General features: G+C 67.9%; 15 protein-coding genes and 1 pseudogene. 7 read left to right on the top strand and 9 right to left on the bottom strand.

Features of this window, described 5'->3' with window-relative positions:
* Positions 1-99: 99 nt before the first annotated feature.
* Positions 100-1,065 carry a hypothetical protein gene (locus HKK72_RS16060; RefSeq protein WP_187235177.1) on the bottom strand — a complete coding sequence of 322 codons (966 nt, stop codon included), beginning with the start codon at positions 1,063-1,065 and terminating at the stop codon, positions 100-102.
* Between the two features lie 743 nt (positions 1,066-1,808).
* Between HKK72_RS16060 and HKK72_RS16055 the strand changes: the two genes are divergently transcribed.
* Positions 1,809-2,222: a hypothetical protein gene (locus HKK72_RS16055; RefSeq protein ID WP_187235176.1), complete on the top strand. Its 414-nt coding sequence runs from the start codon at positions 1,809-1,811 to the stop codon at positions 2,220-2,222.
* A gap of 181 nt (positions 2,223-2,403) precedes the next feature.
* On the opposite strand, the gene HKK72_RS16050 is transcribed toward HKK72_RS16055, so the two are convergent.
* On the bottom strand, positions 2,404-3,579 hold the full coding sequence (locus HKK72_RS16050; protein WP_187235175.1) for a hypothetical protein: 1,176 nt from the start codon (positions 3,577-3,579) through the stop codon (positions 2,404-2,406).
* 119 nt (positions 3,580-3,698) lie between these two features.
* Between HKK72_RS16050 and HKK72_RS16045 the strand changes: the two genes are divergently transcribed.
* Positions 3,699-4,154, top strand: coding sequence for an Imm1 family immunity protein (locus HKK72_RS16045; protein ID WP_187235174.1), 456 nt, complete (start codon positions 3,699-3,701; stop codon positions 4,152-4,154).
* 26 nt (positions 4,155-4,180) lie between these two features.
* On the opposite strand, the gene HKK72_RS16040 is transcribed toward HKK72_RS16045, so the two are convergent.
* Positions 4,181-5,353, bottom strand: coding sequence for a trans-sulfuration enzyme family protein (locus HKK72_RS16040; RefSeq protein ID WP_222720778.1), 1,173 nt, complete (start codon positions 5,351-5,353; stop codon positions 4,181-4,183).
* A gap of 76 nt (positions 5,354-5,429) precedes the next feature.
* On the opposite strand from HKK72_RS16040, the gene HKK72_RS16035 reads away from it, so the two are divergent.
* On the top strand, positions 5,430-6,854 hold the full coding sequence (locus HKK72_RS16035; RefSeq protein ID WP_187235172.1) for a PLP-dependent aminotransferase family protein: 1,425 nt from the start codon (positions 5,430-5,432) through the stop codon (positions 6,852-6,854).
* A 306-nt stretch (positions 6,855-7,160) separates the two neighbouring features.
* Here the strand turns inward: HKK72_RS16035 and HKK72_RS16030 are convergent, their stop codons facing one another.
* The 4 genes and pseudogenes from HKK72_RS16030 to HKK72_RS16015 all read right to left on the bottom strand — a co-directional run bounded on the left by HKK72_RS16030 (position 7,161) and on the right by HKK72_RS16015 (position 9,890).
* The gene (locus tag HKK72_RS16030; RefSeq protein ID WP_187235171.1) at positions 7,161-7,895 is read right to left on the bottom strand and encodes a CPBP family intramembrane glutamic endopeptidase; all 735 of its coding nucleotides are present in this window, start codon (positions 7,893-7,895) and stop codon (positions 7,161-7,163) included.
* A 71-nt stretch (positions 7,896-7,966) separates the two neighbouring features.
* Positions 7,967-8,161 carry a hypothetical protein gene (locus tag HKK72_RS39860; RefSeq protein ID WP_222720777.1) on the bottom strand — a complete coding sequence of 65 codons (195 nt, stop codon included), beginning with the start codon at positions 8,159-8,161 and terminating at the stop codon, positions 7,967-7,969.
* Between the two features lie 363 nt (positions 8,162-8,524).
* Positions 8,525-9,699, bottom strand: a pseudogene (locus HKK72_RS16020) (epoxide hydrolase family protein).
* Positions 9,696-9,890 carry a hypothetical protein gene (locus tag HKK72_RS16015; RefSeq protein ID WP_187235170.1) on the bottom strand — a complete coding sequence of 65 codons (195 nt, stop codon included), beginning with the start codon at positions 9,888-9,890 and terminating at the stop codon, positions 9,696-9,698. The pseudogene HKK72_RS16020 and the gene HKK72_RS16015 overlap by 4 nt, the downstream one beginning before the upstream one ends.
* Before the next feature lie 324 nt (positions 9,891-10,214).
* Between HKK72_RS16015 and HKK72_RS16010 the strand changes: the two genes are divergently transcribed.
* Entirely contained in the window at positions 10,215-11,255 is a 1,041-nt protein-coding gene (locus HKK72_RS16010) for an RNA ligase family protein (RefSeq protein WP_187235169.1), read from the top strand.
* A gap of 1,534 nt (positions 11,256-12,789) precedes the next feature.
* Positions 12,790-14,199: a hypothetical protein gene (locus HKK72_RS16005; RefSeq protein WP_187235168.1), complete on the top strand. Its 1,410-nt coding sequence runs from the start codon at positions 12,790-12,792 to the stop codon at positions 14,197-14,199.
* A 62-nt stretch (positions 14,200-14,261) separates the two neighbouring features.
* Here the strand turns inward: HKK72_RS16005 and HKK72_RS16000 are convergent, their stop codons facing one another.
* A complete protein-coding gene (locus HKK72_RS16000) occupies positions 14,262-15,647 on the bottom strand; it encodes an FAD-dependent oxidoreductase (RefSeq protein WP_187235167.1) in 1,386 nt (461 codons plus the stop codon).
* Between the two features lie 216 nt (positions 15,648-15,863).
* On the opposite strand from HKK72_RS16000, the gene HKK72_RS15995 reads away from it, so the two are divergent.
* Positions 15,864-16,601 (top strand): TenA family transcriptional regulator, encoded by a 738-nt coding sequence (locus tag HKK72_RS15995; RefSeq protein ID WP_187235166.1) that lies wholly within the window; start codon positions 15,864-15,866, stop codon positions 16,599-16,601.
* A gap of 52 nt (positions 16,602-16,653) precedes the next feature.
* On the opposite strand, the gene HKK72_RS15990 is transcribed toward HKK72_RS15995, so the two are convergent.
* A complete protein-coding gene (locus tag HKK72_RS15990; RefSeq protein ID WP_187235165.1) occupies positions 16,654-17,331 on the bottom strand; it encodes a uracil-DNA glycosylase in 678 nt (225 codons plus the stop codon).
* A gap of 167 nt (positions 17,332-17,498) precedes the next feature.
* On the opposite strand from HKK72_RS15990, the gene HKK72_RS15985 reads away from it, so the two are divergent.
* Positions 17,499-18,968 (top strand): WS/DGAT/MGAT family O-acyltransferase, encoded by a 1,470-nt coding sequence (locus HKK72_RS15985; RefSeq protein ID WP_187235164.1) that lies wholly within the window; start codon positions 17,499-17,501, stop codon positions 18,966-18,968.
* Positions 18,969-19,405 lie beyond the last annotated feature (437 nt).

Below are 19,405 nucleotides of genomic sequence, written 5' to 3'. Positions count from 1 at the left end.
GGGGCTGCCGAACAACAACGCCGACATGACCAACCTGCCGCTCGGCTTCACACCAGGCTCCTCACCTCGAGGGAGCACCAAGCATCCCAGCCAGTTGGATCAAGAGTTGTGGAGCGGTGCGGATGGATCTTTCCAGATCTGCAGGCGACCGGTGAAGAAGTCGAAGGTGCTCCAGATGCCTCTGCCGTTGGGGAGCGGTAGGTCGGTGACCGTATCGGGTGGGTAGTCAACGAGATCCACCATTTCCAGGGTCTCGGCCGTGAACAGGGCGGTCGGACCGTCGAATTCCTTGGCGATGACCCGTCCGGTGTCCAGGAACCCGCCGGAGACGTCGAACCCGGCGACGCCGTCGAAGACCTCCGCGCTCCGGCGGACCGCCTGCACCGCCCTGTCCGGGAAGCGACGCACCGTGAGCTTGTCGTCCTCGATCGGTGTGGTCAGATAGCGGCCTCCGTTCGGGTGCACGTCGGCCAGGACCTCGTAGTCCGCTTGACGGAGGGAGACCATGGCTCGGCCGTTGTCCCACCGACCCCAGCCGATCCAGCCGACCTCGTAAGGTGCGTCCAGGCTCATCACCAGGTGACGTCCGTCGGGATGAGGCGAAATCGAGGAATCGACGATGGAGCAGTGCAACGGCACGCGGTCCAGCAGGCGCCCGGTGGCTGCGTCGAGCACCCAGCAATGGTCGCCACCCGTATCGTCGACGGGCCGGGGCACCAGTGCCCAGACCTGGCTCCCGTCCGGGCTGAACGCGCAGGAACCCGCCGAGTCGACGGCGCCGAGGCGAGGTCCCCATCTGTGATGAGGCACCCGCCACACGGTACGGCCGTCGCGGGCGACGACCGCGATCTGGTCCGGACCGGCCACCGCGACGCGCTCTAGGTCTGAGCGCACCGAACAGTACCCCTCCCATGGCAGGTCGAAGGCCTGACACAGCGTCTGGAAGTACGGGTCGAAGATCAGCAGCCGCGGCTCGGGTGTGCGCACCTGCCAGCCTCCGTCAGCGGAGCGACCGGGTCCCCGTTCCGGGAACAGTTCACGCTCCATGATCAACTCAGCTCGCACCCAAGCACCCTATTCTGGTCGGGTCTGGGCTCGAGGTCTGCGTCCTGCGTGTGGTGAACGGCCGCCCCGGTGGGCGGCTCACCGCCGTAGAACCGCTTCACCGGGGATTGCACCGCCGCCGAGGTGGTAGCCGACGACGCCGACCGTGGAGGTCCATTGGACAGATCTTGCATCGTCGCGCCCGGGGACCACCCAGGGGGAAGCGGCGTCCAGGACTTCACCAAGGTGCTCCTTCAAGGGGACACGGTTCCGGCGCTGCACCCACGGTTCGACTTCCGGGCCGCCCTGCCCATTCACCTCTTCGCCCGCCTGGATCGGGGCTGCCTTCCCCTCGGTACCGCGCTCTGCCGGGGACGGTCGTCGGCACCTGCCGACTTCAACCACGCCGAATTGGAGCTCGACCAGCCGCTGAGCCGCGAGATGCTGGACGCGGTCCGACCGGTCCCGGCACCCGGGCCGGTGCCAGGGGTTGGAATGGGTCGACCACGTGGAGACCGATCCGATCCGGGCCCTGGAGTCGTTCGTCCTCGGCTGGTTCCCCGCCGAGGAGACGGAGTCGGCCAGGGAAGAGAGCACTGCGGGAGAGTTGGGCGACCGGCCGGATGCGTTGGCCGCCTTCCACCGCTTGGCTCGCCTCCGCCCGGCGATCCACAGATTCAACGACCCGGTGCTGAGGCAGCCCCAAGCGTGCTTCCGGACCGCTCGGCGATCGGTTGGTCCTTGCGGTGTGGAATGGGGCCGGTATGGACTGGTCCATCCTGTGGCCACCACAGAGGCCGGGCGATGCCGATCCCCCCGTGTGGCTCACCGAAGACCCCTACGCGGAGGCCCCGGAGACGATCCTCGAAAAGGAACCGCTGAGCCGCTTCCTCCTGCAGTTCACCCTCTTCGAAGCCATCATTGCCGCCCCCTACCATGCATGGACCTACTGCATGCCGACCGCGAGCCTTGACGCGTTGTGGAACCTGCTCCGTCCCATACCCCTGAGTCCATTCCTACCGACCTTCTTCGCCGAGAGGTTCTTTGCGGCCCCGGGATTGCTCGCGCAGGTCAGCAACGACGACAACGAGCTGGTCGTGAGCTTCGGCGCGCTCCACCGTGGAACCCTGACGCCGCTGCTCGAACACAGATTCCGCTGGTCCTACTTCGACGGGTAGGCATGGGGCCCCGGGCTAGGGCGCATCTCTGGCCGTGATCTAGGCGCAGCGTGGCGGCCTCCTCCAGGAACCATCGGCACTCGGTCAACCTGCGGGTCCCATCATCCGCGCCGACGCCCGCCTGGTCGTGGCGGTCCCGTACCCCGCAGCCGGTATGCCCAAGATCGTTACGAGACGGGATTCAAGCGGGGAGTGCGGCGGCTTCGGCGGTGGCCGCCGCCGCCTCGTCGATGCGGTCGAGTTGCTGCAGGCAGGCACTCAGGGCGAGCAGGGCGTCGTGCAGGTCCTGCTCGGCTCGACAAACCTCCTGCCGCGAGGACTTCAGCTCCTCGTTCCGCCGCTCGAGCAGGTACGCCTGGGAGTAGCGGTGATCGTCGTCCCAGTCGTCGTCCGCCTCCAGCTCCCGGTGCCGCTCCTGATGAGCGCGCGCCCTGTCGCGGTAAAGCTGTACCGCTTCCTCGCCGGCGGTCAGCGCTGCTTCCGGCGCCCCCAGCGCGAGCAGGCGGACGCCGAGATTGTGCCAGGCCCTTGCCTGGTAGGTGTCACGCTTACGGCGCCGCATCCTTCCCATCGCCTCGACGATGCACGCGCGCGCCTGTTCGGTCTGCCCGCTCCGGACGAGCCGGTCGCTGCACAGATCCAGCGTCTGCAGGAACTGAACCGTCGAGTCGGCCTGTCGCCACCAAGCCGCCATGACCTCGGCGCTCACCTCGGCCGCTTCGGCGACGCGGCCGACCTTGTCCAGACGATCCGCATAGGCCGCCAGTGCATGGATGAGCTCGAAGCTCGCCGATGCGACCCCAGCGTGCCGTAGCCGCCCGCGGGCCTCGGTCACCGCCTCGGCCGCGGACTCCACCGCCTCCTGATCGCGGCCGAGCCTGGCAAGGAGCAGCGTCCGCGAGTAGCGCGCATCCGGGGCCTCCGCCTGCGCTGATCGGCTGGTTTCCGACAGCCGCACGAGCTCCTCGACGACCTCGAGTGCTTCCTCATACCGCTTGCACTCCATGAGGCTGCGGCGAAACGCGACCAAGACGCGAACGATCCGATCAGTGAACAAGCCCGGCTGGACGGCCGACAATGTCCGATAGACCGCCAGTTCCTCCCGGCGAACCAGGCAGGTGAGATCATCCCATCCCAGCTCGGTCAGCCACTCGGCGAGTCGGTCCAGCGACTCGGGCAGGGCGGTCGGCGAGGGCCACGCACCCGGGGATCGCCCACGCATCCGCCTGACCTGCTCGAGCTCATCCACCGCCCACCGCACGGTCTTGTCCGACCGGACCACACCCCGATAACGGGCCGGATCCACCGGACGCTCGAGCATCGCAGGCTGAACCACTTCAGCGTCCAGCTCGTTCATCGCCTGTGTACACCACCTGCTGCGCATGGTCCACACGGCGGTTCATCCGCTGTGATTTATACGCTGACGGCCAGGAACTCAAGGCGACCTCGTGTCAGAAGATCCAGAATTACCCTCTGATGACGTACCTAATGATCAACCACCTGGTGTACCCCGAGAAGCTGTCCGGCCCGAAAGAGGCGGCCGAGAAGTTCGATGAGGCCGTCCGTGAGATCCTGCGAACCGGCCGCTCCGGCCAGGCGCTGTGGTTTCGCCCTCAGGGAGAAGGCGAGGGCGGAGACCTCTTTCCCCGGGACTTCGTCCACTCCTACGACGGCAACGGCGAAGGCCTTCGCATCGAGATCGACATCGAAGTGGACAGGGCCGCTGTGACCTGGCTCCCCGACCACACCATCGCCGTCGAACTGCCACCGGGCGACCCGCTACTGCATATCGTGTGGTCGATCGACGCACGATCCATCACCGTAGCCGGCTACCGAGCACGCGTCAGCGCGACCAGCGCCCGCCGCGCCGTGATCGAATACATCACTACCGGAGAGCGCCCCACCACGGGCCTCACCTGGCAACCGGCATAGTTGCTCGAGATGCGGGCGTCCATCGGTCACCGGGCGCTCGAGGCCGCGGTGAGCCCGCGCTCGAGATCGGCGATCAGGTCGGTCTCGGCCTCCAGACCAACGGCGAACCGTACCAGCGCGGGCGGGACACCGGCCTCGGAGAGCTGTTCCTCGGTCAGTTCGTGTTCCCACATCGCGGCTGGCTGGACGACGAGTGAACGCACGCCGCCCAGGCTTGGCGAGCGCGCGGGGACGCCGAGTGCGGCGATGAATCGTTCCGCCGTGTCATAGCCACCGCGAAGCTCGAAGCTCAGCAGCCCGCCATGGCCGCGCATCTGGCGCTTCGCCACGTCGTGCTGAGGGTGACCGGCCAGGCCGGGGTAGTTGACCTTGGCCACGGCAGGGTGATCGTCCAGGAATCGGGCGAGGGCGAGAGCGGTACGGTTCTGGTGTTCCACGCGCATCGCCAGGGTCCGCAGGCCGCGGAGCGCCAACCAGGCGTCGTGGGGGCTGATGACGGCCCCGATCAAGGTATGGGTCTGCCAGATCCTGTCGATCAGATCGGACCGGCCGAGCACGATCCCGGCCAGCACGTCCGAGTGCCCGGACACGGACTTTGTGATGCTGTGCATGACGAGGTCCACGCCCTGGTCGAGCGGGCGGTGATTCACCGGCGTGGCGACCGTGTTGTCGGCGAACGTCAGGATGCCGTGGTCGCGGGCGATCCCGGTGACGGCTTCCACGTCCGTGATCTGCAGCAGCGGATTGCTGGGGGTCTCCAGCATGATCAGTTTGGTGTTCGGCCGGACCGCGCGCTCGAACGCCCTGGTGTCCGTCTGATCGACGAGTGTGACCTCGATGCCCAGCCTCGGCGCCACCTCCTGCAGGAAACTCAGAGTCCCTCCGTACATGCTGCGCTGCGCGACGACGTGGTCGCCGCCTGCGACAAGCGACAAGACCGTGGTCGAGACCGCGCCCATGCCGGACGCGGTGGCCAGCCCGGCCTCAGCTCCCTCGATGGTCGCCATGACGGCCTCGAGCCGGGCCTGGGTCGGGTTGCCGTACCGTCGGTAGAACCGCTCCGCCCGAGGAGTGGTGCTCACTTTCGCGAACTCCTCGGCCGAGGCGGCCGAGAAGGGCACGGATTGATAAATCGGTGGCACTATGGCGGACTCACCGTCGTCGGCGTCCGCGTGCACCAGTAGGGTTTCGAGCATCATGGAAGTATCCATTCGACTAGAATGACGGCAAAGTGGCCTGTTAATCGATATCCACTTGCCGAGCCATTGGACCTAAATGGACAGCGTCGATCTCTCCGGCAGCGGCCCTCTATATCGGCGGCTGGCCGACCAGATCCGCGCCGCGGCCCGCCGCGGCGAGGTCGGCGTCGGCTCACGCCTGCCGTCCGAACGCGACCTGGCCAGATCGCTGGGACTGAGCCGCACCACCGTCATCGCCGCCTACCGGGTCCTGCGCGAGGAGGGCCTGCTCGAAAGCGCACGGGGCAGCGGGACCCGCGTGGCCGTCTCGGCCCGTTCGATCGGGCCCGCGGTCCCGGTCTCGGAGATGCCGGCCGCCAAACTCCCCGGCGAGCGATTCGACGGGCTCATCGACTGCTCGGGCTCGGTCATGCCCGCCTGCCTGGACGGTCTGCCCGAAGAAACCCTGAACGTCACGGCCGGCGACCTGCGTGCTCTCGCTGCGGGCTTCGACTACGAGCCGCTCGGCCTGCCCTCGCTCCGTGCCGCGATCGCGGCGCGCTACACCTCGCTCGGGCTCACCACGACCGCCGACGAGATCCTGGTCACCAGCGGGGCCCAGCAGGCCATCGATCTGCTGTTCACCCTGTTCGGCCGAGACCGGGGGACCATCCTCACGGAGAACCCGACCTACGCCGGTGCCCTGGACTCCGCACGAGCGGTCGGTGCGACCGTCATCGGTCTGCCGGTGGACGACGAGGGCCTGAAGGTACGCGCCTTGCGCGAGACGCTCGACCGTTCACCCGCCCGGCTCATCTACCTCATGACGGCCTGCCAGAATCCGACGGGCACGATGATGAGTTCCGCACGCTGGCACGCCATCGCCCGCCTCGCGGAGGCCACCGGGACCGCGATCGTCGACGACACCACGCTCGCCGACCTCGCGTTCGACGGGCGGCCCGCGGTGTCCCTCACCGCCTCTTCGGGCGGGGCCACCGTCATCACCGTCGGCTCTTTGAGCAAACTGTTCTGGGCCGGCATGCGCATGGGCTGGATCCGCGCGCCCGAGTACCTCATCACACGCCTGGCCCGCCTCAAGGTCGTCGCCGACCTCGGCTCGTCGCACATCTCTCAGCTCCTCGCCGCACGGGTCCTGCCGGCAACCGACGAGACGAGGGCGTACCGACGACGCCAGCTCACCGAACGGCTGGACATCCTCTCCGGTCTGCTCCGCACGCACCTGCCCACATGGTCATGGACCCATCCACAGGGCGGGCCCTTCCTGTGGGTCCGCCTCCCTCACGGTAATGCGGAAGACTTCTCCCAGCTCGCGGCCCGCCATGGCGTACGTGTCCTTTCCGGCACCAAGACCTCACACGACGACGCATTCTCAAATCACCTGCGCATCTCCTATGTCGCCGAACCGCCCGACCTGCGGCTCGCAGCCGAACGACTGCGCCGGGCCTGGGCCGAACTCGAATCCGGCGACAACGGCCAGGCCGCGCTCGACTTCGCGGTCTAGTCGTGCAGAGCACGGACACGGGTAAGGCGACACGGTCAGTTCCGCCGCCCGGAGAACTTCATGATCTCTTATAGAGCAACCCCCATCGAGCACGGGTACCCGGGGTGAACGCACCGCCCTCGCCGCCCACAGCGGCCGTCAGCAGCCCTTCTCGACACGCCAAGCGCGGGCGCTCTCAACAAGCGCCCGGCGACCGCGGTCACGGCTTGTGAAACAGATCGGCCGTCAACGAGCCCGACGCACGTGACGGCGTCGCGGCCCTTTTTGTCGACCGGGCGCACTTCGGGTTGCCTGCGGCCTGTGGACTCAGCGCAGGAGGGTGATCGCGAGGGCGCCGATGGTGGCGTTGGCGGTGACGTGGACGAGGTAAGGGATGATGATACCGCCGGTGCGCAAGCGCATGATGCCGAGAATAAAGCCCCAGCTCGCGGCCATGAACGTGCCAGTGGGGCCGGAGGGGAAGCCGGTCCAGTGCGCAGCGCCGAACAACAGCGCTTGGAGCACGAGTGCGACGCGAGGCCGCCAGATGGTGGCGAGCTCGGAAAGGAGCACCCCGCGGAAGAGAGCTTCTTCCCAGACGGGGTTGACGAGGGCGAACGCTCCGACGCCGAGTAGGGCCTGCCACGTCGGGAGTTCTTGGAGACTGCGCAGATAGGCGGAAGGTTCGGGGTGGACGGCGAGCGCCCAGGCGGCGAGCGCGATGGCGGCGCCCATCACGGTCGCCAGGGCGAGCCATGGTGTTTCCCGACTTGTTTTTCCCCACGCCAGCCACGGAGTCGCAGGACGAAGCCGCGGAGCCTGGCGCGCCGCAAGGTGTAGTGCGGTCAAAGGCAGGGCGCACGCGAGGATCGCGGTCAGCGCTGGTGGCCAATTCGCGAGGATCCCGGTGGTGAAACAGACGGCCAAGGTGCCGATGAATACCGCCGCACGGATCCCCGCCGATGAGCGCAGGACAATGGCAAGTGCCGCCGTGGCGGCAAGGGCCACGCCGCCGACGACGGCAGAGATCGTGCATACGGGCCAGATCGCGCAGATGACCATCGTCAGGACGAGAAGCCCTGGGACGAGCCCGTCTCGATCACCGCGGCCTGCGACTGTCGCCGGTGCCGAGGTCACGCCGTCTTCACACGATAGTGTCGCCAAGCCGGGCGATCATCAGTGATCTTCTTGTCGACGCAGACCCCCGCGACGGGGATACCGATACTGGCGAGCGCGTCGAGTTGGCGTTCCAGGGACTGCCTGGTGGCGGAGACGCGAGCGTAACCGAGTTCCGATCCGCTCTGGGAGCGAGCGTTTCCGGTTGTCATTCCTGAGATCGTACTGGAAGTCGTTTCTGTCCATCGTTGCGTGGGTAATTCAGTTCGATTCCGAGCAGCTCATCCCGGCGCCCACCGTCAATTCAGGCTACCGCGGTGCTGAAGGGTAAGCCGGTATCCCACTTCAGGAGTGGTCGTCCGCGGCGGCGTCACCCGGCGGCTCGATGACCGGACAACGTCATGTCCTGCGGCTGCCGAATACCGGGTCACCCGAACGACGGCGAGGACGTCGAGCCCGCATTCGAGGGCGGCACGTTACGAGATGGGAAACGATGGGTTCCGACCGCCCTTACCGAGGCCGTGTGCGCCGCCGCGGACCCAAGTGTTGACATCCGCGTTCGCTCGCGCGGGCCGTCAGCGGAACCGGCGGAAGAACGCGCCCACGTCCTGAACGAACAGGTCCGGTTCCTCCATTGCGGCGAAATGACCGCCTCGATCGAATTCGGACCAGTGGACGATGTTGTGCTGGCGTTCGGCGAGCCGCCGGACGGGACGGGCGACGTCCGCCGCGAAGACCGCGACACCGGTGGGCGTCGTCGGCGCCTCGGCGCGCGGCGGACGGGACTGATGGAACTCCTCCCAGTAAGGGCGTGCAGACGACCCTGCGGTCGCCGTGAGCCAATAGAGCATTACGTTGGTCAGGAGACGGTCGCGGGAGACCGCGTCCTCGGGCAGTTCGGTGGAGTCGGTCCACTCCTTGAACTTCTCGACGATCCACGCCAGTTGCCCGACCGGGGAGTCGGTGAGCGCATAGGCGAGCGTCTGCGGCCGCGTGCCTTGAATCTTCGCGTAACCCGACATCTCAGGCTCCGCTCTGATCAGCCGATCGAGCCGCGCCCTGTCGTCATCGGTGAGCCCGACCGCCTGCGCCGGGTCGTCGGGAGGAAGCGTGAGCAGGGTGTTGAGGTGGATGCCGACGACGTGGTCAGAGTCGATGACGGCCAGCTCCAAGGTGATCGCATGCCCCCAGTCACCGCCCTGCGCGCCGTAGCGTTGGTAGCCCAGGCGCCGCATGAGTTCCGCCCAGGCCCTGGCGATGCGACGCACGTCCCAGCCGCCGTCACTGGTCGGGCCGGACGGCCCGAACCCGGGATGGAGGGGATCACCAGGTGGAAGGCGTCGGCGGGATCGCCCCCGTGGGCCCGGGGATCGGTCAGCGGTCCTATGACGTCGAGGAACTCGACGATCGACCCGGGCCAGCCGTGGGTGATCAGCAGCGGCAATGCATCCGGTTCGGCGGATCGGACATGGAGGAAATGAACGTCGGCATCGTCGATCACCGTCGTGAACTGGGGAAGCCGATTGAGTTCTGCTTCGTGCGACCGCCAGTCATAGGTGGTGCTCCAGTACTCGGCCAGTTCCTTGAGATAGACCAGCGGTACCCCCTGGGACCAGCCGACCCCGGATATCTCATCCGGCCATCTGGTCGCGTCCAGACGACGGGTCAGGTCCTCCAGGTCTGCTTGCGGGATGTCGAGCGTGAACGGACGGACGGAGTTCTCTACCGCACTCCCGGCGTCCTGCCTCATGCCCGGTCCTCGTCATCAGCGTAGGCCTCGGCCTCCGATTCGCCGGCAGCGGCTCGTAGGGCCACGACCTGGCCCTCGCCCAAGCCGGAGCAGCCACCACGCAAGTGCTGCTCGGCCTGATCGCCGATCCACCGGCCGTGAGCCTGCCATGCGGGCGTGAACCGGCCCTCAATCTCGTCGGGAGTCGACATGAAAGCATTCTTGCGTCAAGGTGGCCTGACGTCAAGCCTTCTTGACGTCAGGCCCCCTTGACGTCGTACCGTCACAGCACACCTCCCGAGCTGGACACACTTGCGGCCCTGAACGTCCGATGTGACGGCACCGGATCAGCGAGTCCCCGCCTCCCGCGCGGTAGGTCATTCTGTTTCAAGGGAAGACTTTCGAGGACCCTTGCGCATAGCCGGGTGGGTCAAATGCACCCCGGCCATCACACCTTCGCCAGCGTGAGCCCGTCCCTGGGGAGCCTCTGAACCGGATGTTTGAAGTCGTGGTGTCCTGCGGGCTCGGAAAATGAGTTGATCTTCAGGTGGGCGTCAGAGAAGCTGCCCGCCGGAGAGTCCCGGCCGGGCAGCAGGGCGCCCGGGCACGGAACGGAGGTCAAGGCCGTGTGGTACCCGAAAATCCCGCAGCGGTTCGGCGACGGGACGTTGCCCGGTGGGAGCTGGGTGGCCGAGGAGAAGGTGCACGGCGCGCATCTCGCGTTGGTCAGCGACGGCCGGACGGCGCGGGCTGCCGGGCGGCGCGGGCTGTTGGACGAGGATCGGCTTGAGACATTCTTCGGGGTGACGCGACTGTGGCCGGTACTGGCGACAGCGGCGGCAGCAGCGGCCCGGACGGCCGGACAGGACGTGGTCTTGTACGGGGAACTGGCCGGCGGAGGCTATCCGCACCCGCAGATACCGCCAGTCGAGGACATCGGCCCGGTGCAGACCGGCGTGTGGTACAGCCCTGACCTGGTATGGCTGGCGTTCGACGGCGCCGTCGCCACACCGTCGGGACCGCGTTGGATGAGCCGCGCCGAGCTGGCGGACCTGGTGGCCGGTGTGGGCTTGGAGTGCGTGCCGCTGGTGGGTCAAGGCCAGCGGCAGAAGCTAGGAGAGCTGACGGTCGACTTCCCGACACTGGTGCCCGGCACGCTGGGCCTTCCGGAACTACCCGGCAACCGCGCCGAAGGCTACGTCCTCAAGCCCGCCGTATCCTGGGATACGAGCGAACGGGGACCACGGCCGGTATTGAAGGTCAAGCATCCCGACTTCGCCGAGGACGCCCGCTACAACGGCGCCCGGCCGTTCGTGCCGCCGCCCGGCGGAGTGACGGGAGTGCCGGCCTGGCTGCTGGGAGCCGCGGTCGAGCGGCTCACCCCGCCGCGAGTGGACGCGGCCCGCAGCAAGCTCGGCCCAGCCGCTGACACCGCCGCATTGGCCGCCGAGGTGGTGGCCGACCTGCTCGCCGACCTCGATGACGACCTGGGTGGCCTGCCCGAGCCCGACCGCCAGCGCCTGACCGCCACGCTCACCCCCGCAGCCCGCACGCTGGCCACACTTCAAAACCACTGAACCAGCCGTACTTGGCCGACACGCCAACCCGCAGCGATATGAACAAGTTCTTGGGCCGCTTGAGCCAGGCGAACGAGGTCTCCACAGAACAGCCGCTCCCTCGCCAAGGGCGGGACCGCACCGCAGGCCCGTGCTTCACCCATGCACCTCCATGACTCCGTCACTAAATCTCATCGACATCACCGCCCCGGCTCCCTCGCAGCCGTCGCTCGAACCAGCGAACAAACGTTGCTGCTTCTCACTGTCACAACCACCGCTCCGAGTCTTCCGATCAGCGGCAGCGCCTCAGGACACGGCGCGTACAACGGCACCTGTGTGCTCCGGTTGAGATAGGGATCCCGTCGCCGCCGCTGGTCATCGGTCAATGTCCGGGCGAGGGCCGCATAGGCGGAGTCGCTGTCGGGATCCGTGCCGATCGTGCCATCTTCGGCCACGGTGACACCGAGGCCGCGAAGAACGTCGCGGGCGGCGGTGTTGTCGGAGAGCTTGTTGATCCTTTTCTACCTTACGGGCAGCTCCCCACAGATCGCGATCTCCGGCCGCCGTATATAGAGCGGCCCTGCCCGGGAGGTCCGTGATGGCTATGAGGTCCAATGTCCCGGCAAGTGGATATCGACCACAAGGTCGTCTTGTCGCCAGACTGTGGCCATGAATATTCTCGTGGCGCTCGAAACGCTGCGCCTGCCCGCGCGCGTTCGCTCGTCGCGCCTTTCCGGGTTCTACGAATCTCGGCTCTGACGCCGAGTCTGCGGAATTGATCACGAGCCAGGTTGTGCAGTGATGTCTCTTTAGGACCTTCTCATCGGCCGAGCGCGCCGCCGCTTAAGGCACGACGCGGCCAGAGTGATACGGAGACTTCACCTCCGCACGCCGTCAATCCGAGCCTCGGGATTCAAAGCTCCGCGAGAGCATCGAATCACGACGTACCGAATACATGGAAGTGGGACATGCCTTTCGCGGAGCGTCTCGTCGCCGGCGCCGACCTGAACACGGATCTGCAGCCACCGGCTGTCCACGGTGAGGTCGGTGCGCAGGCCGTCGGAGCGTTCGGAGACATACCGCCAGCTCACGAGCCGTGTCATCGGGCCACGCGCCTACTGGCGGCTGACGGCTCGCGTGATGCCCGTGGCGATCGTCGTGCGTGGAAAGGACACGATCGTATTGGACGGTGGTGCCGGTGCGGGCGTCGGAACCGAGTGGTGATCGTGGTGACGCGCTCGGCCGGACGGTCGCCCATCATGCGCCTGCCGTAACGGTGCGATCATGCTCGGTTCCGGTGTGCGGAACAAGCTCGGGCCTGATGTCCGGAGGGGTGTCGGCGCATCCCGGGAGGCGTGACATGTGGGTGGACCTCGGTCTCACCTGGGACCTGGGGGGCCGGGGCCGCGGGCTCTGGATCTGCGGGGAATCCGGTGGTTAGCGTGCCGACGGTGCGTCTGGCCCTCGGGGGGGTGTTGTGATCGCGTTGTTCGGACGCGCTCGGACGCGACGGTCGTCGTCGGATCGTGGCGAGGGCGCCGTCTCTCATGTGGCGATGGTTGCGCTGGTCGTTTGCGTTCTCGCGGCCTTGGCCGGGTCTGGGCTTGCGGCGCGGGTCACCGGCGATGTCGGGGCGGCCGTGTGCGAGGTCGGTTCGCGCCCGTGCGGGCCGGCCGCGAACGGTGGCGGCCCGTTGAGCGCGGTGAATTCGGGGGGCTCGGCGGGTGCCCCGCCGGCCGGGCAGGACCCGGCGGGGTCGCGTGCGGACGGTGGTCCCGTCGGCGTGGCCCGGGAGGCGAGCGATGGTAATTGCTGGGAATGGATAGCCTTTTACTGCGGAGGAATGGACGGTGCTCGTCGCGGTTCATGGCATGCGATCACCGAGGCCTGGGACGGCGTCCTTTTCGCGGCTTGCCTGGTTCATCTTTGCAGTCATTCCAATTTTAATAGCACTTATGCCGGTCTTCGTGAACTGGCCGCCCATCCCGTTAGCAGTGCCGCGGCGATCTGGAACGATGAGACCAAGCCGTTCCGTGACGATTGGAACAATGGCCATAGGACGCGGGCGTACGGGCGTGTATTTCCAACCATCGCGGCCGTGGTCTACGGCGGCAAAGGAATCGGTAAAGCGGCCAAGCTGGGGAAGGCGGGGGTTCCCGAACCGCACAAGCCGAGAAATGCCGGGAAATCCGCTCCGCCGAGAGCTCGGAGCGCCGCACAGGCCGCCGGTGCGGCAGAGGACGCCATGCGGGAGAGGGCGCAGCGGATCCCGTGGGCGCAACGGCCGGATCTCGTTGAGAAGGTGGACCACCAGGGAGCCAGCGTCGTCTACCGGCTGACACTGGGCGACGGTATGTACGGTGCGTACAAAGCCGACAAGGACGGTTCGCCGACCTGGCTGAAGCCGGTTCCCTTTCCCGTGGGCGGGCCGTCCGCACGAGAGGTCGCTTTCTTCAAGCTGGATCAAAAGCTTGGCTTCGGTCTTGTGCCCCCTACGATATTTCTGGATGGGCCACGTGGGCACGGATCGCTGCAGGAGTGGGTCACCGGCTCGAGCCCGGGCGAACTCGCGCGGTATACGGTGCAGGACCGGGAGCGGATGGCCGTCCTGGACTACGTCGGGGGCAATACCGATCGGCACAATGAGCCCGGGAAGGGTAATTTCCTCATGCGTCCGGATGGCCGCCCCGCGGCGATCGATCACGGCCATGCCTTCCCGGACAACACGGTGCGTAACATCCGATCCGACTTCGTTCTGGAGGCGATGAAGCGCGAGAACGGACGAATCAGCGACGAGGTGCTGGCCGAGGTGAGAGCAGTGGATCCAGAAGATCTGGCGCGAACGCTTCGTGAGACCGGCCTGAGCGACACCGCGATCGAGTGGACGCTGAAGCGACTTCGTGAGGTCCAAGTCCACGGAATGATCACCGGTGAGGCCTGGCCTGGGGGGTTCAGCGTCGGATAGAAAAGCGCCGAGCGGGATGACGACGGTGGGAGATTGGTTCAAGTTCCCTCCGTGGACACGGCTCAGCGACCTGACGACATGGCTCGGGGCGGGGGGCCCGGGTCCGCGCCGCCGACGAGCGCCGCCTCGCGCGATGCGGTGGAGCGGCCGGCGGTCATCACCCGCAGCAGCACCGGCGGCAGGAACAGCGATTCCGGCCGTGACCGCAGCGCGAGAACGTCGAGGAGCTGGGCGCAGACGCGCCGGTCGACGTCGGCCGCGGCGACGACACTGCTCACGTACCGGTTGATGACCTTGGTACGCAGCCGGATCGGGGGGCCCTCGGTCTCGGCGTACCGCAGATCCTCGCCCGTGGCGATCAGCCAGGCGCCGGACCCGACGCGCGCGGCCCGCCGCTGGAACTCCCGGGTGCCGGCGCGACCGCGCAGCCACTGGTCGAGCGCGACCGCCTGGAGCGCGGCGACGCTCATGCCCTGACCGTAGATCGGGTCGAACGTGCACACGGCATCGCCCATCACGACGAACCGCTCCGGCCACGCGCGCAGCCGGTCGTAGTGGCGGCGCCGGTTGGCCGTGTGCCGGAATCCCATGATGGGCGTGAGCGGCTCGGCGTCCCGGATCGCCTCGTAGAGCACCGGGCTGCGCAGGCCCTTGGCGAAGTCGAGGAAGGCGGCCTCGTCGGTGGGCCCGTAGTCCCGGCCGGCCCCGCTCAGGCTGCACATCCACCGGCCCCCCTCCATCGGGAACAGCCCGCCGGTGCGCCTGGTGGCGGGCGGATCCGCCTGGAGATAGAGCGCCGTCCAGTCGGCGTCGAAGCCCTCCGGGACGGCGTACTGGCGGCTGGCGTATCCGAGCAGCGGATCGACCAGCGTCTCCGGGGGCGCCGGGTAACCGAGCTCGGCCAGCCAGCCCGGCGTGCGGGCGCCGCGCCCGCTCGCGTCCACGACGAAGTCGGCATGCAGCGGCTCGTCAGCGCCGGTTTCGCCGCGTTCCCGCACCACGACGCCGCCGACGCCTCCGCCGCGCGGGATGAGGCCGGTGACCTCGTGCCCGGTCATCAGTTCGACCTCTTTGGCCAGGCGCCCGCGCAGGATCCAGTCGAGAAGCCCGCGGCCGAAGGTGAGCATGCGGGTGACCTCGAAGCGCTGCCGCCACCCGGCGGCGGTGAGCCAGAGGACGTCCCTGGGCACGTGGAGGTTCGGCGCACCGGCGGCGCGCATCTCCTCCTCGAACCCGGGGAAGAGCTCTTCGAGCAGTTCCAGCCCGCGCGTCCACAGCACATGCAGGTGGTGCCCCTGCGGTACGCCGGGACGCTGGTCGGGTGTCTCAGGGAAGCGATCGCGTTCGACGATGGTCACGCGAGTGAAGTGGCCGGTCAGCACGCGCGCGGCCAGCAGACCGGCCAGACTGCCTCCGATCACGACCGCGTGGTCACGGCTCTCCGGCACGAGGCCTCCCTGGTCTCGACGGCTCGGTGGCGGTCGACCGATTGTCGGTGCGTTCGACGCGTTAACCAAGGATCAGTATGCGAAAGGTGCGCGTTACCGACATATCTAACGGAAAAGTAAGGAAATCGTTGATTGCCCCTTGAGCCCACCGTGCCGATACTCTAAGCGTTCGCACTCTGGAATCGGGGCAGGGCATCCAATGAGGAGCGCACACCGATGAGCACTGCGACACGACCGCCGTCGCGCACCCAGTATCACCGCGCGGTGAAGGAGGACCTGACGGAGACCCCTCACCCCGAGTGGGTCGAGGCAATGACCGCCAATCTCGCACCTGAGTGGACGGGCGTGCTCAAGTCGCCTCTGTTCGCGGCGACCACGCAAGAGCCGTTCCCCGCAGGGGTATGGCGAGGCGTCCTGCTCGAGTTCTTCTGCGTCGTCGAGGCGTTCCCGAAGTACATGGGCGCCTACCTGGCGAGGACCACGTTCGGGCAGAAACCCGGCGACATCCTCGCCCGCGACTGGCTGATCGGCAACATCCGCACCGAGGCGCTGCACGCGCAGTGGTACATCGACTGGGGCGCGGCGCTCGGCATCTCCTACGAAGAGATGGTCTCTCACCGGCCCGGCCCCGAGGTCGGCGCGCTCTACGAATTCCTTTGGTCGATGGCCTATCGCGGATCGCTCGCCGAGGCCTTCGGCGCCATCAACTACGCGATCGAGGGTGTCACCGGGGACTGGACCCGCCTGGTGCTTCCCGCCTTCAAGGAGTACTGCGGGGACGACAAGCACGCCCTCATGTGGCTCATCGAGCACGCGGAGTATGACGACGCCCATCCCCGCGAGGCCCTGGAGCTCATCAAGATCACCGCGCGCGAGGACGAGCGCGAGCAGGTCGAGGCGGCCATCCGCCGTTCGCTCGAACTGTTCCGCCGCGCCTTCGACGCCATGATCTGACCGCCCATGACCTGACCGGGTGGTCAGGAACGCCTTGACCTGACCACCCCGATCAGGGGAGCTTCCAGTCGATCGACTGGCCGCCCTGCTGCTCGAGAAGATGACCGGCCCGGCTGAACGGGCGGGACCGGAAGAAGCCGCGGTCGGCCGACATCGGGCTCGGATGAGCCGACTCGATGCAGGGCACCCCCTGCAGCAGCGGGCGCAGGTTACGGGCGTCACGGCCCCACAGGATCGCGACGAGCGGAGTGCCTCGCGCGGCGAGCGCCCGGATCGCCTGCTCGGTGATCTCCTCCCAGCCCTTGCCGCGGTGCGAGGCGGGCTTGCGCGGCGCGACCGTGAGCGCGCGGTTGAGCAGAAGCACACCGCGCTCGGTCCAGGGGGTGAGGTCGCCCGTGCTGGGCATCGGATGGCCGAGGTCCTCGGAGTACTCCCGGAAGATGTTCACGAGGCTGCCCGGCAACGGCCGTACGTCAGGGGCCACGGAGAAGCTGAGCCCCACCGGATGACCGGGCGTCGGATAGGGATCCTGTCCGACGATCAGCACCCGTACGTCCGCGAAGGGCTGCTGGAACGCGCGCAGCACATGGGCACCGGCGGGCAGATAGCGGCGACCGGCCGCCACCTCCGCGCGCAGGAAGTCGCCCATCGCGGCGATCCGGCCGGCCACCGGGTCGAGCGCCGTGGCCCAGCCCGCTTCAACGATTTCCTGTAGAGGACGTCCTGCCATGGACATTTAGCTTAGTGACAACCCGGACGTCCCGGGTGGTAGTCGCCCCTGTCAACGTGCCGTTAAGTGCGGGTTACTTCCTTACCATCTCTATTGACCTACTGTCGGGTACCCCGTAATTCGTGGTGAGGATCGCTTATGCGCTTACGTGCCGTGGGGGCCTCACAATGAGCCAACTGACCGCAGTGGACACCACCTTCCTGCATGTCGAGAGTGGGCGGACCGTCGCGCACATCGGCGGGCTCGGGATCGTTGATCCGGCGGAGTGTCCAGGCGGCGCGCTCACCCGTGAGGCCGTGGTCGAGCTCGTCCGGCAGCGCGCTCATCTGGCCAGGCCGCTGCGCAGGAAACTGTCCGCGGCGCCGCTCGGCATCGACCGGCCGTACTGGATCGAGGACCCGGACTTCGATCCGTCGTGGCACGTCCACGAGGTGGGCCTGCCCGCGCCGGGCACCGACCTGCAGCTCGGGGAGGCGATCGCACGGCTGCACGAACGCCCGCTCGACCGGCGCCGCCCGCTGTGGGAGCTGTACCTCGTGCAGGGCCTCAACGGCGGCCGGGCCGCCCTGTTCGCCAAAGTCCACCACGCGGCCAGCGACGGCGTGCTCGGTGCCGAGCTGCTCACGGCGCTGCTGGACGTCGACCCGGAGCCGAAGCCGGTGCGGGCGGTGGGGCGTCCGCCGGAGTCGGAGGAGCCGGAGCGTCCGCCGAACCCGCTGCGCATGCTCGGCCTCGGGCTCGCCAAGGCCGCCATCCATCCGCTTCACACGGCGCGCTCGATCGCGCGCACCGCTCCGTACCTCGACCAGATACCGGTCGTCGGCCAGTATCCGGGCGCCGACCTCATGGCCCGCGCCGCCCACACGGTGCTGCGCCGCGACAGCCCGCCCCGGTTGCCGCGGCTGACTCCGCCGCGCACGCCCTTCGACGGTCCCATCGGGGCCCGCCGGAGCTTCGCCTTCGGATCGGTGCCGCTGAGCGACATCCGGCGGCTGCGGCGTGCGCTCGGAGTCAGCGTGAACGACATCGTCATGGCGACGTGCGCGACCGCGTTGCGCCGCTGGCTCCTCAAGCGGGACGTCCTACCGGGCCAGCCGCTCGTCGCCGCGGTGCCGGTGTCGCTGCGCAGGGGCGGGCCCGGGTGTGACGGCGCCAACCGGCTGTCGGCGATGATCGCGCCGCTGCCGACGCACATCGCCGATCCCGCCGAGCGCTTCGCGGCGGTGCACACGGCCATGGGCACGGTCAAACGGCGGTTCGTCACCACCTCGGCGGGCGACTGGTTCGAAGAGCTCAGCGGCATGGTGCCGGGGGCGTTCTCGGCGATGGCGACCCGGGTGGCCCTTCAGGTCGCCCCTGCGTTCGTCCAGCCGGCGAACCTGATGATCTCGAACGTGCCGGGGCCGCAGGTGCCGCTGTACATCTGCGGCGCACGGGTGCTCGCCTACTATCCGGCGTCGGTCATCAGCGATCTCACCGGCGGGGTCAACATCACCGTGTTCTCCTACAACGGCAGCCTCGACATCGGCATCGTCGCGTGTCCGGACCTGGTGCCCGGCAACTGGGACCTGATCGACTACATGCGCGACGGCCTCGAAGAACTCAAGATCCTCGCCGACGCGCTCCCGCAAGCGTGACCTCGCCACCCTCCAGGTAAGGCCATCGCACCATTCCCCGGGATCCCTCGACCTTCGCGCCTAGTACTGGTTCGATCTCGAGGTCACCGGGCCGGTCACCGAGGCGCACACCGAGGCTCTCGGCACGCTTCTCACGTGCGTGCGCTCTGATCGAAGCGGTGCTCGTCGTGCGCCAACGATTGCGTGAGCTGCCGAAACACGACAGACCCCTGAAGGCCCGCCTGGTGGCCTGATCCGTCGTCGGCACCCGGGTCAGTCCTCCCGTACCTACAGGCCGGCATCGCGGAATGGGCCCGCTCTTGGGTCCGGGGGCTCTGGGGCATTTTGTGCGCTGGTGAATATGGTCTCGGCGGAGGTGTGCCGTGCCATTAACGGACCGGGGGGCAGGGGCCGTGGGCCGCGCCGCATCCTCGTCCGACCGGGGTGAGGGGACGCTG

The sequence above is a fragment of the Actinomadura sp. HBU206391 genome, assembly GCF_014323665.1.
Lineage (GTDB): Bacteria > Actinomycetota > Actinomycetes > Streptosporangiales > Streptosporangiaceae > Actinomadura_C.
The sequence above is the reverse complement of the archived record's forward strand: the minus strand, read 5'-3'. Positions and strand labels throughout refer to the sequence as shown.